At 61.0% G+C, this 15,675-nt stretch carries 12 protein-coding genes and 1 rRNA gene; all 13 read left to right on the forward strand.

Annotated elements, in window-relative coordinates; all coding sequences use genetic code 11:
- The first annotated feature begins 156 nt into the window (after nucleotides 1–156).
- A complete protein-coding gene (gene pheS / locus NQ018_RS06785; protein WP_373566910.1) occupies nucleotides 157–1,203 on the forward strand; it encodes a phenylalanine--tRNA ligase subunit alpha in 1,047 nt (348 codons plus the stop codon).
- Between the two features lie 44 nt (nucleotides 1,204–1,247).
- Complete coding sequence (gene pheT, locus NQ018_RS06790; RefSeq protein ID WP_257059834.1) at nucleotides 1,248–3,761, forward strand: phenylalanine--tRNA ligase subunit beta; 2,514 nt, start codon at nucleotides 1,248–1,250, stop codon at nucleotides 3,759–3,761.
- A 244-nt stretch (nucleotides 3,762–4,005) separates the two neighbouring features.
- On the forward strand, nucleotides 4,006–5,109 hold the full coding sequence (gene argC, locus NQ018_RS06795; protein WP_257059837.1) for an N-acetyl-gamma-glutamyl-phosphate reductase: 1,104 nt from the start codon (nucleotides 4,006–4,008) through the stop codon (nucleotides 5,107–5,109).
- 114 nt (nucleotides 5,110–5,223) lie between these two features.
- Nucleotides 5,224–6,387, forward strand: a complete 1,164-nt coding sequence (gene argJ / locus NQ018_RS06800) for a bifunctional glutamate N-acetyltransferase/amino-acid acetyltransferase ArgJ (protein WP_257059840.1) — start codon at nucleotides 5,224–5,226, stop codon at nucleotides 6,385–6,387.
- A 93-nt stretch (nucleotides 6,388–6,480) separates the two neighbouring features.
- Nucleotides 6,481–7,434: an acetylglutamate kinase gene (gene argB / locus NQ018_RS06805; RefSeq protein ID WP_257038322.1), complete on the forward strand. Its 954-nt coding sequence runs from the start codon at nucleotides 6,481–6,483 to the stop codon at nucleotides 7,432–7,434.
- Between the two features lie 65 nt (nucleotides 7,435–7,499).
- The gene (locus NQ018_RS06810; protein ID WP_257059843.1) at nucleotides 7,500–8,708 is read left to right on the forward strand and encodes an acetylornithine transaminase; all 1,209 of its coding nucleotides are present in this window, start codon (nucleotides 7,500–7,502) and stop codon (nucleotides 8,706–8,708) included.
- Nucleotides 8,709–8,774: 66 nt separating this feature from the next.
- A complete protein-coding gene (argF, locus tag NQ018_RS06815) occupies nucleotides 8,775–9,800 on the forward strand; it encodes an ornithine carbamoyltransferase (protein WP_257059845.1) in 1,026 nt (341 codons plus the stop codon).
- A 54-nt stretch (nucleotides 9,801–9,854) separates the two neighbouring features.
- Nucleotides 9,855–10,340, forward strand: coding sequence for an arginine repressor (locus NQ018_RS06820; protein WP_257059846.1), 486 nt, complete (start codon nucleotides 9,855–9,857; stop codon nucleotides 10,338–10,340).
- A 283-nt stretch (nucleotides 10,341–10,623) separates the two neighbouring features.
- A complete protein-coding gene (locus NQ018_RS06825; protein WP_257059848.1) occupies nucleotides 10,624–11,823 on the forward strand; it encodes an argininosuccinate synthase in 1,200 nt (399 codons plus the stop codon).
- Nucleotides 11,824–11,920: 97 nt separating this feature from the next.
- Nucleotides 11,921–13,354 (forward strand): argininosuccinate lyase, encoded by a 1,434-nt coding sequence (gene argH, locus NQ018_RS06830; RefSeq protein ID WP_257059850.1) that lies wholly within the window; start codon nucleotides 11,921–11,923, stop codon nucleotides 13,352–13,354.
- A gap of 131 nt (nucleotides 13,355–13,485) precedes the next feature.
- Nucleotides 13,486–13,674: a Trm112 family protein gene (locus NQ018_RS06835; RefSeq protein ID WP_257038329.1), complete on the forward strand. Its 189-nt coding sequence runs from the start codon at nucleotides 13,486–13,488 to the stop codon at nucleotides 13,672–13,674.
- A 75-nt stretch (nucleotides 13,675–13,749) separates the two neighbouring features.
- Nucleotides 13,750–15,009 carry a tyrosine--tRNA ligase gene (tyrS, locus tag NQ018_RS06840; protein WP_257059852.1) on the forward strand — a complete coding sequence of 420 codons (1,260 nt, stop codon included), beginning with the start codon at nucleotides 13,750–13,752 and terminating at the stop codon, nucleotides 15,007–15,009.
- Between the two features lie 551 nt (nucleotides 15,010–15,560).
- A 16S ribosomal RNA gene (locus NQ018_RS06845) occupies nucleotides 15,561–15,675 on the forward strand; the annotation flags it as partial.

Raw genomic sequence — 15,675 nt, forward strand, 5'->3', positions numbered from 1 at the left:
AGTGGACCTGCCGGCAAGCTGCAGAGCATCAGCGAAACGGTGAAACTCAAGGCGTTCACGCCGCTTCCAAAGGCTCACGCCGCTCACACTCACGCTAAATTGACCAGGGCAAACTCAAGGAAATGAAGGTGGAACCCCAAGGTGTCTGAACATCAGATCACTGATCAGCTTGTTGATCAGCTCACTGAAGAAGCTTTGCAAACCGCGGCCCAAACCGCTGAAGCAGCATTTGCGGCAGCACATGACCTTGAGCAGTTGGCCACCGCCCGGCGGGATCACCTCGGTGATGATGCACCGATCCCATCCGCCCGCAAAGCTTTGGGTTCCCTTCCGAAAGACCAGCGCAAGGACGCTGGCCGCCTGGTGAATGTGGCGCGTGGGCGCGTCGAAAAGGCGTACGCTGAAGCCAAGGCCGCGCTGGAGGAGAAGCGCAACGCTGAGGTGCTGGTGGCTGAGCGCGTTGACGTGACTGTTCCCACCACCCGTGGCCAAGTTGGTGCGCTGCACCCAATCACCACCTTGAGTGAGACCATCGCGGACATCTTTGTGGCCATGGGCTACGAGGTGGCCGACGGTCCCGAGGTGGAGGCAGAGTACTTCAACTTCGACTCCCTGAATTTCATCCCGGACCATCCGGCCCGCACACTGCAGGACACCTTCCACGTGTCCGATGAAGGCTCGCTGCAGGTGCTGCGTACGCACACCTCACCAGTGCAGATGCGCACCATGCTCTCGCGTGACGTCCCTATCTACGTGGTGTGCCCAGGCCGAGTGTTCCGCACCGACGAGCTCGATGCCACCCACACCCCAGTGTTCCACCAAGTTGAAGGCCTCGCGGTGGATAAGGGCCTCACCATGGCCCACCTGCGCGGCACCCTGGATCACCTGGCCAAGACCCTGTTCGGTCCCGAAGCGAAGACCCGCATGCGCGCCAATTATTTCCCCTTCACCGAGCCATCTGCTGAGGTGGATGTGTGGTTTGCCAACAAGAAGGGCGGCGCCGGCTGGATTGAGTGGGGCGGCTGCGGCATGGTGAATCCCAACGTCCTGCGCGCGGCGGGAATTGACCCAGAGGAATACAGCGGCTTTGCCTTTGGCATCGGGGTGGAGCGCACCCTGCAGTTCCGCAACGGCCTTTCCGATATGCGTGACATGGTGGAAGGCGATGTCCGCTTCACCCTCCCATTCGGCATTCAGGCCTAAGCCCAGCTCGCACAACGACTTTTCACTTCAGGAGAACTTTTCCCATGCTTATCACGCAAAACTGGGTCACCTCTTTGCTCGGCGCCGCAAACCCAGGGTGGTCCGTCACCCCAGCCGAGCTCGATGCGGGCTACGTGCGCGTTGGATTTGAAACGGAAGGATACGAGTCCATCCCAGAGACCACAGGCCCATTGGTGGTTGGCCGCGTGGAAACCATCGAGGAACTCACCGGGTTCAAAAAGCCGATTCGCCACTGCATGGTGAACGTTGGCCAAGCAAACGGCACGGGTGAGCTGCAGTCCATCGTATGTGGCGCTCGCAACTTCGCTGAGGGCGACCTCGTTGTGGTGTCCCTTCCTGGCGCCGTGCTGCCTGGCAATTTCGCCATCGCCGCGCGCGAGACCTACGGCCGCATGTCCGCGGGCATGATCTGTTCGGCGGCTGAGCTGGGCCTGGCAGACAAGTCCGACGGCATCATCACCCTGGAAGCCAACCTCGCCGAGCCGGGCACGGACGCCCGTGAAATCCTCGGCCTGGCGGATACCGTCTTTGACGTCAATATCACCCCAGACCGCGGCTACGCTCTCTCCGCCCGAGGTCTCACCCGCGAGCTCGCCTCCGCGTTCAACCTCTCCTTCAAGGATGTGGCGCTGCACCCCGAGATCGCGGGCTTTGATCTGGCAAGCGTACCTGCGCCCACCGCGGAGTTGCTTCAGGTGCGCGTGGAGGCAGACACCAAGGCGCGCCGCTTTGGCCTGCGCAAGGTCAGTGGCATCGACCCAAGCGCGCAATCCCCACTATGGCTGCAGCGTGAGCTGATGCTGGCAGGGCAGCGCGTGGTGAACCCTGCTACCGACGTGACCAACTACATCATGCTGCTGCTTGGTCAGCCAATGCACGCTTTCGACGCGGACAAGATCCAAGGTGGCCTGGTGGTACGCCGCGCTCAGGCAGGCGAGACGCTGGAAACGCTGGACCATGTGAAGCGCACATTGGACCCAGAGGACGTGGTGATTGCAGATGACTCCGGCATTCAGTCCCTCGCCGCGGTGATGGGCGGTAGTTCGTCGGAAATCGCAGACACCACCGCCAACGTGTACTTTGAGGCTGCGAACTGGGACCAGATCACCGTGGCCCGTACTTCGCGCCGCCACAAGCTGAGCTCGGAGGCCTCCAGGCGCTTCGAGCGCGGAGTTGATCCAGCGATCATTGAGGTTGCGTTGGACATGGCCTGCGAGTTGCTGGTGCGTATTGCCGGCGGGACCATCGAGGCCGAGCGCACCCTGGTGGGCGAGACGCCACAAAGCGCAAGTATTTCCATGCGTGCGCAGCGTCCAGCGGAGATTGCCGGTGTTGATTACACCCGCGAGATTGTGGTTTCCCGTTTGGAAGAAGTTGGCTGCGTGGTAACGGTCTCCGAGGGCGGCGACGAGCTGGAGGTCACCCCACCAACCTGGCGCCATGACATCACCATGACCGCAGACCTGGTGGAAGAGGTGCTGCGCCTTGAGGGGTTGGAGGACATCCCAACCATCGTGCCTTCCGCACCCGTGGGTGCAGGCCTTACCGCTGCGCAGAAGCGCCGTCGCGCCGTTACTCACGCGCTTGCGCATCACGGCTACGCGGAGATCCTGCCAACCCCGTTCATCAAGAACGACACCTTTGAGCAGTGGGGCCTTGATGCCTCCGATCCACGCCGCGCGGTGGTAAAGGTACAGAACCCGTTGGATGCGGACTACGCCATCTTGGGCACCACCTTGCTGCCTTCCATGCTGGAGGCTCTGGGCCGCAACGTGGCCCGTGGTCAGCGCGACTTCAGCCTTTTTGGTGTGCAGCAGGTTTCATTTGCTCGCGGTGAGGGACGTAGCCCCATGTTGGATGTGCGCGTGCGGCCGTCGGAAAGCGAAGTTGCGCAGCTTCTTGAGTCGCTGCCGTACCAGCCGCTGCACGCCGCAACCGTTGCCACCGGTGACATTGAGTTCGCCGGCCCTTGGGGGCAAGGGCGCGCCTACTCCTATGCGGACGCCATTGAGTCCGCAAAGATTGTGGCTCGTGCGGCGGGCGTGAGCCTGGAGCTGGAGAACGCCGAGGAGCTGCCGTGGCACCCGGGCCGTTGCGCTGCGCTGAAGGTCGCGGGCCAGGTGGTGGGCCACGCCGGCGAGCTGCACCCGCAGGTCCTTGAGCGCTTGGGCCTGCCCGCGCGTACCTGCGCTATGGAAATTGACCTCACGGCCTTGCCGTTTGAGGAGAACCTGCCGGCGCCGGTGCTTTCCGCATTCCCTGCGCTCAACCAGGATTTGGCGCTCGTGGTGGATGAGCAGACCGCTGCAGAAAGCGTGCGTGCGCTGATCGCGGAAGCCGCCGGCGAACTGCTGGAAAGCGTGGAGCTCTTTGACGTCTACCGCTCCGAGTCGCTTGGCGTGGGCAAGAAGTCTCTGGCGTTTTCCCTGGTGTTCCGCGCGAAGGACCGCACCTTGACGGATGAAGAGTGCTCCCAGGGCCGCCTGGCTGCTGCGAAGCGCGCCGAGGAAGTGTTCGGGGCAAGCATGCGCGCTTAAGCGCGATGAAGGACAAACGCCGGGAAGGCTAGGGGTGGCTAGGGGTGAGTCTTTTCCGGTGTTTGTGTCTGGGGCGGTTCCGACGTCCCCAAATGGTCACTGGCCGCGTTCGCTCCCAACCGAACACGGGGTTCAGGACCGAATAAATGTATGCAATATTGCATAATTTTCCCGTTTTTCCTGGAAGTCCGGGGGAGCGGGTGAAATAATTTGCAACACTGCGCATAAATGCTAGTATTGCTCCATGTGTGAAACTCAATCTAGCGGCAACCCATCCGGATCAGGCGTGATCCGCGTAGCTGTTGCCGGCGCTTCTGGCTATGCGGGTGCGGAAATCCTGCGTTTGCTGCTTGCGCATCCAGCGTATCTCGACGGCACTATCCAGATCGGGGCGCTCACCGGGGCCTCAACTGCGGGTAAGACAGTGGGTGAGCTCATGCCCCATCTCAGCGACCTCGCAGAGTGCGTGATTGAGCCAACCTCCAAGGAAACCCTAGCGGGCCATGACGTGGTGTTCCTGGCGCTGCCTCACGGGCACTCGGCGGAAATTGCTACGCAACTTGGCGAGGATTCCGTGATTATCGACTGCGCCGCTGACTTCCGTCTGCGTTCCGAACAGGACTGGGACACCTACTACGGCGGCACCTACGCCGGGCACTGGCCATATGGCTTGCCCGAGGTGGCAGAAAACCGCGAGGAACTCCGTGGCAGCAAGCGGGTAGCGGTTCCAGGGTGTTTCCCCACCGGGGCTACCTTGGCCATGGCACCTGCCTTCGCGGCCGGCTTGGTGGAGCAGGACGTGAACATCGTGTCCATCACCGGCGTTTCCGGCGCCGGGAAGAAGGCGAACGTAGACCTCCTGGGCTCCGAGACCATGGGTTCGATTAAGGCCTACAACACGGCCGGTAAGCACCGCCACAACCCGGAGATTCGGCAAAACCTCGCGGGTGCAGCGGCCCATGGCGCCAAGGGGCAAGCACTCGAACCGAAGGTGAGCTTCACCCCGGTCCTCGCGCCTCTGCCACGCGGTATCCTCACCACCGCCACCGCAGTCTTACAGGAGGGCGTCACACAGAAGGATGTTCGCCAAGCGTATGCGGAGTATTACGCCGGGGAAGCATTCGTGCGGATCCTGCCCGAAGGCCAGCAGCCCCAAACGCAGAACGTGGTGGGGTCCAACATGTGCCACCTCCAGGTTGAGGTGGATGAGACCGCCGGAAAGCTCTTGGTCACCACGGCAATCGACAACCTCTGCAAAGGCACCGCCGGGGCCGCCGTGCAGTGCATGAACCTTGCGCTCGGCCTCCAAGAAACCGCAGGTCTGCCGCGAAACGCCGTAGCCCCCTAAGTACCTGCTCCAGCGCGGCGCACTTGTCTCTTGCTGGAAACGGCGCGTCGGCGCGTCGGAAAGCCCCTTAAAACCATCAACGCCACACTTTTACACTCAACTCAAGGAGACACCATGAGCGGAATTACCACCCCAGCCGGATTTGAGGCTTCGGGGCTCGTCGCGGGCATTAAGCCCTCCGGCAACAAGGACATGGCGCTGGTGCGCAATCTTGGGCCGAAGTTCGTGGCGGCGGGTGTGTTCACGAGGAATCGTGTGGTGGCGTCGCCGGTAAAACTCAGCAGGAAGGCGCTGGAATCTGGCACGCTGCACGCGGTGCTATACAACTCCGGCAATGCCAACGCCTGCAACGGTGCGCAGGGCGATGCCGACGCAAAGCTCCTGGTGGACCAGGCTGCAGAACTGCTTGGGGTGGATGCCCTTGACGTAGCGATGTGCTCCACCGGGCTGATTGGCGACGTCCTGCCAGTGCCCAAGATGCAACAAGCACTCCCAGCGTTGGTGGAACAGCTCAGCGACGCCGACGAAGCGGGACACGTGGCGGCTGAATCCATCATGACTACGGACACCGTGGCGAAGGAAGCCTTCTACCAGGGAGAAGGATGGTCCATCGGCGGCATGGGCAAGGGCGTGGGCATGATGGCTCCTTCACTGGCGACCATGCTGGTGTGCCTCACCACGGACGCCGATGTTTCCGCGGACGTTGCACAGCAGGCCCTGGAGCAGGGCAGTGCCGTTACCTTTAACACCCTGGACATCGATGGGTCTACCTCCACGAATGACACCGTGCTGCTGCTCGCCAACGGGGCCTCCGGCGTGCGTGTGGACGCTGAGGAGTTCAAGGCCGCGGTGCTGCAGGTATGCGCGGCGCTCGCCGATCAAATGCAAGCCGACGCCGAGGGTGTGACCAAGCGCGTCAAGGTCACGGTCACCGGCACCAGTACCGACGCGCAGGCGCTTGAGGCAGCACGCACCCTCGCGCGCGACAATCTGTTCAAGTGCGCAATGTTTGGCTCCGACCCCAACTGGGGCAGAGTACTGGCCGCAGTGGGAATGGCCCAAGCAGACATGGACCCAGACAACATCTCGGTGTATTTCAATGACCAGCCGGTATGCGTAGGCTCCACTGGTGCGCCGGGCGCTCGCGACGTAGACCTCAGTGGAGCAGACATCGATGTGCGCGTGGACCTGGGAACCGGCGGGCAAGGTGAAGCCTTCGTGCGCACTACCGACCTGTCCCACGCCTATGTGGAAATCAATTCTGCATACTCCAGCTAGTAGTTGAACTGCTATCACAACGCACACCACCAAACCCACCGGGCTCTCTGTCACACACTGCCGTTGCGAGCCATAAAGAAAGGGCCTCCTGCCGTGAATTTTGAAGCCATTGACCAGCTCACCGCCCAGGATCGGGCGCACGTCCTCGCTGAGGCCTTGCCCTGGCTGCAACACTTCCGCGACAAGATCGTGGTGGTGAAGTACGGCGGAAACGCCATGGTGGATGAGGACCTTAAGCGAGCATTCGCGGCGGACATGGTGTTCCTGCGCACCGTTGGCGTGAAGCCCGTGGTGGTCCACGGCGGTGGCCCACAAATCAATGAGATGCTGGACCGCCTCGGCATGAAAGGTGAGTTCAAGGGCGGCTTCCGCGTGACTACTCCAGAGGTGATGGACGTGGTGCGGATGGTCCTGTTTGGGCAGGTTGGCCGCGACCTTGTTGGTCTGATCAACTCCTACGGGCCGCTGGCGGTGGGTACCTCCGGCGAGGACGCCGGGCTGTTCCACGCGGAGAAGCGCCTGATTGAGATCGACGGCCAGCTCACGGACATCGGCCAGGTTGGCAACATCACCCATGTGGACGCTTCCGCCCTCATGGACATCATTGAAGCCGGCAGGATTCCCGTGGTGTCCACCATCGCCCCAGGCGAGGACGGTGAGGTGTTCAACATCAATGCCGATACGGCAGCCGGCGCCCTCGCCGCCGCCCTCGGCGCAGAGCGTCTGTTGATCCTCACCAACGTGGAAGGCCTGTACACCGACTGGCCAAACCGCGATTCCTTGGTGTCAAAGATCAAGGTAGGAAAATTGGCTTCCCTCCTGCCGCAGTTAGACTCCGGCATGATCCCTAAAATGGAAAGCTGCCTCAATGCGGTGCAAGCGGGGGTTCAGGCGGCGCACGTTATCGACGGCCGCTTTGCCCACAGTGTGCTGTTGGAACTGCTTACCGAAGGCGGCATTGGCACCATGGTGGTGCCCGATGTACAGGACGTTCAGGAAGAAACCGAACACGAATCAACTGTGTATCGGGCGGCCGTCCCGCGCTAAGACCAAATACTCCAACTACAGCAACTGCTCAGTCTGACCAAAAACTCACCGCAAAAGGACCACCCATGACAAACACCGAACACGCCCAGCAGGCCTGGCAGTCCACGCTGATGGACAACTACGGCACCCCACAGGTGGCCCTGGCCAGCGGCAACGGCTCCACCTTGGTGGACGTAGACGGCAAGACTTACATTGACATGCTCGCGGGCATCGCCGTGAACTCGCTTGGCTACGGCCACCCTAAGGTAGTTGCCGCTGTGAGTGAGCAGGTGGCAACATTGGCGCACAGTTCCAATTTGTTTGCCACACAGCCGGTGCTGAACGTTGCGGCCAAGCTGAAAGACCAGTTCGCCAGGGTTGCCGGAGAAGAGAACGCCGAAAGCACCCGCTTGTTCTTCTGTAACTCCGGCACCGAGGCCAACGAGGCCGTGTTGAAGCTTGCGCGCCTGACTGGCCGCTCAAGGATCCTGGCAGCCACCCACGGTTTCCACGGCCGCACCATGGGTGCGCTGGCAATGACTGGCCAACCGGACAAGCAGGCACCGTTCGCGCCACTGCCACAGGGTGTGGAGTTTTTCCCATACGGGGACCTGGACTATGTACGGAAATTGGTGGAGCACGATCCGTCGGACACCGCCGCCATCATCCTGGAACCGATCCAGGGCGAGACCGGCGTGATCCCCGCACCGGAGGGATTCCTTGAAGGCTTGCGCGAGCTCTGCGACGCGCACGGCATCCTCCTCGCCGTTGATGAAGTCCAGACCGGCATCGGGCGCACCGGCCAATTTTGGGCTTTCGAGCACGCGACCGGGGTAGTTCCGGACATCATTTCTATGGCGAAGGGCCTCGGTGCTGGTCTGCCGATCGGTGCGGTGCTGGCCCACGGCAAAGCGGCCACGCTATTTAGCCCCGGCAAGCACGGCACAACCTTTGGCGGCAATCCAGTGGCCTGCGCGGCGGCCGGTGTGGTGCTGGAGGAACTGACGCCTGAGTTCCTCGCCGAAGTTCAGCGCAAAGGCGAGAAGCTGCGGGAGGCGCTCGAGGTCCTTCCCGAGGTGCAGCAAGTTCGCGGCCGCGGCTTGATGCTCGGCGTGGTACTGCACAATCCCGTGGCCAAGCAGGCGGTGGGCACCGCGCTCGAAAACGGGTTGATCCTCAACGCCCCGAGCGAGCAGGTGCTTCGCCTCACCCCACCGCTGGTGATCACCGACGTGGAGCTGGAGGATGCGGTCCAGCGCATCGCCAACGTGCTTACGCAGGTAGAAAAAGCTTAACGACGAGCCCAAGCCCCAAGACCCAAGGCCCGTACCGGCCCAAGGAAAAGAAAGAAGAGCAAACCTATGGCAAACGCACACGACACAGCAGCTCCCGGCAACCGCACCTTAGGCCGCGAACGCGGCGTTATCAACGGTGTGCGCCACTTCCTGGAGGATGACAACCTCACGCCACAAGAGCAGCAGGAAGTCCTGGAGCTGGCGCTCGCGCTGAAGGCCGACCCATACGCCCACCGCGTGTTTGAGGGGCCGCAATCCGTGGCAGTACTTTTTGACAAGACTTCCACCCGCACGCGCTTCTCCTTTGATGCAGGCGTTGCCAAGCTTGGCGGAAACGCAATCGTGGTGACCACCAGTGATTCCCAAATGGGCAAGGGGGAGACGTTTCAAGACACCGGCGCGGTGCTTTCCCGCTTTGTCTCCATGATCGTGTGGCGGACCTTTGCCCACAGCAACTTTGAGGAGCTTGCTGAGGGCGCAACGGTGCCAATTGTGAATGCGCTGTCCGACAGCCTCCACCCCTGCCAGATCCTGGCTGACCTGCAGACTATCGTGGAGCACCTTTGCCCGCAGCAGGGCCCTGCGGGTTTGAAGGGGCTGCGTGCGGCCTACCTTGGCGACGGTGACAACAACATGGCCAACAGCTACCTGTTGGGCATGGCCACCGCAGGTATGGATATTGCCATCGTGGCGCCAAAGGACTTCCAACCAAAGCAGGAATGGGTGGAGCGCGCACAACAGCGCGCTGAGCAAACCGGCGCAACCATCACGGTAAGTGACTCCCTGGACGCCGTTGATGGCGTAGATGTGGTGATTACTGACACTTGGGTGTCCATGGGAATGGAAGGCGATGGCCTCGACCGCCGGACCCCATTCCTGCCGTATCAGGTGGATGATGCGGTGATGGCTCGCGCCAATCAAGGGGCAATCTTCCTGCACTGCCTGCCTGCATACCGGGGCAACGAGGTGACGGCTTCGGTGATCGACGGCCCACAGTCCGTGGTGTTCGATGAGGCCGAAAACCGCCTTCACGCCCAAAACGCGCTGATGGTGTGGCTTATGCAGAACCAGCCAAGCCAGGAACAGGTGTAACCCGCGCAGGGGTGAGTTTCAATCAAGCTCGAGACGGTTGAGAGGGAACGAAACGTGGCAGCAAATCCAATTACGCGAACAGTGCGCCAAGCACTCATTTTGGACCTGCTTGAAGAGCACACGGTGAGCAGCCAAATGCAGCTTTCGGAGCTGCTGTCCAAGCATGGAGTGGACATCACCCAAGGCACCCTGTCCAGGGACTTGGATGAACTCGGCGCGAGGAAAGTCCGCAACGAGCAAGGCCGTGCCTACTACGTGGTGGGTGCGACCGAGGAGGCGGTAATGCCTGGCGCACTCGCGGTCAAGGCCAAACTGCGCAGGATGCTCGACGACCTCTTGGTCTCCGCAGACCACTCCGGCAACATCGCGGTGCTGCGCACTCCACCAGGTGCGGCGCAGTTTCTCGCCTCCTTCATTGACCGGGTGGGAATGGAGCAGGTGGTGGGTACTATCGCGGGCGATGACACCGTGTTCGTTCTCGCCCGCGATCCGCTCACCGGCGCCGAGCTGGTGGAACTGTTCCAGTCCCGCGATCAATAGGGCAGGGCAGTGTTCCTCCGAGGGATGGCCAGGTGGTGGCGTCGGTACCCGATTTCCGAACTTCCCTGACTGCCTCCAACTGGCGCGCGCCCCAAGACCAATTGCATGGGCAATGGGAGTGATGTCCAGCAGGGCGTGTACTATTCTTCTTCGGCAATCCTTTTGGAACAAGCGGTGCCTTATACACCGAAAAGATGCTGCACACAGCGGTGAGCGGCGGACCAATTTCAGTAACGTAACTCAATAATTCAGAACACTTTTCCTCATTCAAGGAGCTTTTCTTATGTCGAACCGCGTGGTTCTTGCGTACTCCGGCGGCCTGGATACCTCCGTGGCCATCCCATACCTGGCAAAGATGACTGGCGGCGAGGTTGTTGCCGTTTCCCTGGACCTCGGCCAAGGCGGGGAGGACATGGAGTCCGTTCGCCAGCGTGCCCTTGACTGTGGTGCGGTGGAATCCATCGTGATCGATGCCAAGGATGAGTTTGCAAACGAATACTGCCTGCCAACCATCAAGGCAAACGGCATGTACATGAAGCAGTACCCACTGCTTTCTGCAATCTCCCGCCCACTGATTGTGAAGCACCTCGTTGAGGCGGCAAAGGAGCACGGTGGCACCCACGTTTCCCACGGCTGCACCGGCAAGGGAAATGACCAGGTCCGTTTTGAGGTGGGCTTCCGGGCCCTGGCCCCAGAGCTGGAAATCATCGCACCGGCGCGTGACTACGCCTGGACCCGTGACAAGGCAATTGCCTTTGCGGAAGAGATCAACCTGCCAATCGAGCAGTCCAAATCCTCCCCGTTCTCCATCGACCAAAACGTGTGGGGCCGCGCCGTGGAAACCGGCTTCCTGGAGGATCTGTGGAACCCACCAACCAAGGATCTCTACGCCTACACCGAGGACCCAGCGCTGGGTAACGCCCCTGATGAAGTAATTGTTTCCTTCGAATCTGGCGTGCCAGTGGCAATTGACGGCCGCAAGGTCACCGTGCTGGAGGCCATCGAGGAGCTCAACCGCCGCGCCGGCGCACAGGGCATCGGCCGCCTCGACATGGTGGAGGACCGCCTTGTGGGCATCAAGTCCCGCGAGGTCTACGAAGCCCCAGGTGCCATCGCCCTGATCACCGCCCACCAGGCGCTGGAGGACGTGACCGTTGAGCGCGAACTCGCTCGCTACAAGCGCCTCATCGACGCCCGCTGGTCCGAGGAGGTCTACGACGGCCTCTGGTACGGCCCACTCAAGCGTTCCCTTGACGCCTTCATTGAGTCCACCCAGGAGCACGTCACCGGCGATATCCGCATGGTGATGCACGCAGGCGCATGCGTGGTCAACGGCCGCCGCTCCAACCACTCCCTCTACGACTTCAACCTGGCAACCTATGACACCGGCGACACCTTCGACCAGACCCTGGCCAAGGGCTTCGTGGAGCTGCACGGTCTGTCCTCCAAGATCGCGAACCGACGCGACCGCGAGGCACAGTAAATAGGTGCAGTAAAAGCGCAGTAAAAGCGCAGTAAAAGCGAAGTAGCCCAACCCACACCTGACCACCGCAACACTCATCTTTGAAGGGGCAGCAAGAATGCAAAAGCACGGAACGAACGAAGGCGCACTTTGGGGCGGCCGCTTTGCCGGCGGGCCAAGTGAAGCCATGTTCGCACTCAGTGTGTCCACTCACTTTGACTGGGTTCTTGCCCCTTATGATGTGTTGGCCTCAAAGGCACACGCGAAGGTGCTGCACAAGGCGGGTTTGCTCACCGACGCAGACCTCAACACCATGCTCGCAGGCCTGGATACACTAGGCGCGAAGGTTGCCTCGGGCGAGTTCCGCCCGCTGCCTACCGACGAAGACGTGCACGGTGCAATGGAGCGAGGACTCATTGAGATTGTGGGTTCGGAGGTCGGTGGGCGTTTGCGTGCTGGCCGCTCCCGCAACGACCAGGTGGCAACGCTGTTCCGTATGTGGGTGCGAGACGCCGTGCGAGACATCGCCGTGCAGGTCAGCGACCTCATTGAAGCCCTGAGCACTCAAGCCGCAAAGGCGCCCGGTGTGATCATGCCAGGTAAGACCCACTTCCAGGCGGCACAGCCCGTGCTGTTGGCACACAGCCTCCTGGCCCACGCCCAGCCACTACTGCGCGACCTTGAGCGCATCCAGGATTTGGACAAGCGCCTGGCTATTTCCCCATACGGCTCGGGTGCGCTTGCGGGTTCCTCGTTGCGCCTGGACCCTGAGGCAATTGCTGCTGAACTCGGCTTTGCCGACGCTGCAGACAACTCTCTGGACGCCACTTCTTCCCGAGACTTCGCCTCTGAAACCGCCTTTGTGCTCGCGCAAATCGCAGTGGATATGTCCCGGCTGGCTGAGGAAATCATCGCGTGGTGCACCCCGGAGTTTGGTTATGTGACGCTCCACGATTCCTGGTCCACCGGTTCTTCCATCATGCCTCAGAAGAAAAACCCCGACGTTGCCGAGCTCACCAGGGGCAAGACTGGCCGCCTAATCGGCAACCTCGCCGGCCTAATGGCTACCCTCAAGGCAATGCCACTGGCCTACAACCGTGACCTGCAGGAAGACAAAGAGCCAATCGTGGATTCCGTGGCCCAGCTCAACCTGCTGCTGCCGGCCATGACCGGCCTCGTGGCAACCCTGACCTTTCACCCTGAGCGCATGCGAGAGCTCGCACCCGCCGGGTACACCCTGGCAACTGACCTCGCTGAGTGGATGGTCCGCGAGGGCGTGCCGTTCCGTGAAGCACACGAGGCCTCCGGCGCCTGCGTGCGCATCGCCGAAGCCCGCGGGGTTGGCCTCGACGAACTCACCGATGAGGAATTCGCCAGCGTTGATCCACGCTTGACTGCCGGTGTCCGTGAAGTCCTTACCGTAGAAGGTGCGGTGGCATCCCGCGTTACCCGCGGCGGCACCGCCCAGGTGCGTGTAGATGAGCAGCGGGAGCGTCTCGACGCAGCCAACGCCCGCATGCGGGCCTGGGCAACAGTGCCCGTGCTGCCCTAAGTTCCTCAAGGACATTGGAGGGGTGCCATTCCGGCGCCCCTTTTTCTTTGCGCCGCGTGCGAGCGGTGAGGGGAGGGGGCCTTGGCGGCGTCGGAAAGCAATGTCGCACCGGTGCGCTAGACTGATCAGCTATGAGTGCAACCAAGCCTGTTGACCCGAAGCTTTTGGAGATCCTCGTCTGCCCGCAGGACAAGGGCAAGTTGCGATATCTGGAGGAAGAAGCCGTGCTGGTCAACGAGCGCTTGGGGATTGCATACCCAATCAAGGACGGTATCCCGGTGATGCTTGCTAATGAAGCCATCACTTGGCCAGCGCAATAGCCTGAACAGTTGTGCGGGGGAGGGCCCGATCCGAAGGGGGATCGGATGGGCAAAGAAAAACATGATGAGGAACAGATGAATATCATTGATGAGCTGCAGTGGCGCGGCTTGATTAATCAATCTACGGACGTTGAGGCGCTGCGGGAGGCCTGCGCGGAACCGATCACCCTGTACTGCGGGTTTGACCCAACCGGAGATTCGCTGCACGCCGGCCACCTGGTGCCGATGGTGATGCTGCGCCGCTTCCAGGAGGCAGGGCACAAGCCGATCACCCTCGCGGGTGGCGCAACCGGCATGATCGGCGACCCCCGCGATGTAGGCGAGCGCGTGATGCTCACCGAAGAAAAAGTGGCGGAAAACCTGGAAGCCATCAAGGGGCAATTGCGCCGCTTCGTTGATTTTGAGGGCAGCAACGCTGCGGTGATGGTCAACAACGCAGACTGGACAATGAAGATGTCCGTGGTGGAGTTCCTGCGTGACGTAGGCAAGAACTTCTCCCTGAACACCATGCTGGACCGAGATACCGTGAAGCGCCGCCTTGAGTCGGACGGCATTTCTTACACGGAGTTCTCTTACATGCTCCTGCAGTCCAACGACTACGTACACCTCAACCGTGAGTTTGGGTGCAGCCTGCAGATCGGTGGCGGTGACCAATGGGGCAACATCGTCTCCGGCGTGGACTTGGTGCGCCGCGTGGAAGGCAAGAAGGTCCACGGACTCACCGTTCCGCTGGTGACGGATGCTCAGGGTCAAAAGTTCGGCAAGTCCACCGGTGGCGGGAAGCTGTGGCTGGACCCTGAAAAGACCAGCCCTTACTCCTGGTACCAGTACTTCCTCAACGCTGGCGACTCCGTGGTGATCGACTACCTCCGCTGGTTTACCTTCCTCAGCCAGGAAGAAATCGCCGAGCTCGAGGTCGCCGTAGCCGAGGAACCATTCAAGCGCGCCGCACAACGCCGCCTCGCGCAGGAAATGACCAACCTTGTCCACGGTGAGCAAGCAACCAAGGCCGTGGAGCTCGCCGCGCAGGCACTGTTTGGCCGCGCGGCACTCGAAGAGCTCGACGAACGCACCCTCGCCGGAGCGCTCGCTGAGACGGAGATTGCGGAGATCGGTACCGACGCCCCCAAGACGATCATTGACTTCTTGGTGGCCACGGGCCTCGCGGATTCCAAGGGCGCTGCCCGCCGTACGGTGAAAGAAGGCGGCGCATACGTGAATAACCAGCGCATCGACGACGAAACCTGGGAGCCCAACCAAGATGACCTCCTGCACGGTGCCTGGCTCGTGCTGCGCAAGGGCAAGAAAAACTTTGCCGGCGTGAAGGTGCTGTAGGGCGAAGCCGCCATTTGCGCCGAGGCTCTGGATCTTGGGTCTTGGGAGTGGAGTGACCTTGGGAGCGGTTACTCCGCTCCCTTTTTTGCTCTCTACCTGGTGGTTTGTGTTGTTGCTGGATTGTGTGTAGCTTAGGTCGAGTCGCCGCAGCCGGTTATTGACCGGCAGAGAAGCAGAAGCTCAGGCAGATGCTGAGGCGGCAACCAACAAGAAATCTTGATTCAGTACTTGCGCTCAGCGCGAGGCCGTGTTAATGTTTCTTCTTACCGCCTTTTCACTGGCCAATGCTGGTCTGTGTGGGGTGTGTGGTGGTTGTTTGAGAACTCAATAGTGTGCCAATGTACTTAAAATATTTTTGTACTTTATTTTTTGGTTTTGTGTTGTGGTGTTGGCCGGGCAAGTGTGGCTTGCTTGTGAAAATACTTATAGCTTGAAACTGTTTTTGTGTGTGGGGTTGTTCCTCGTCGGAGCCTCACACGCATTGTTTTATTTTTTGCCAGTTGTTGGGCTTTCCAGCAATGTTGAAGCAAGGAATGATTTTTTTCTTGTTTTTTGTGGAGAGTTTGATCCTGGCTCAGGACGAACGCTGGCGGCGTGCTTAACACATGCAAGTCGAACGGAAAGGCCTAAAGCTTGCTTTGGGTACTCGAGTGGCGAACGGGTGAG

The organism is Corynebacterium kozikiae (genome assembly GCF_024580965.1).
Taxonomy (GTDB): Bacteria; Actinomycetota; Actinomycetes; order Mycobacteriales; family Mycobacteriaceae; genus Corynebacterium; species Corynebacterium kozikiae.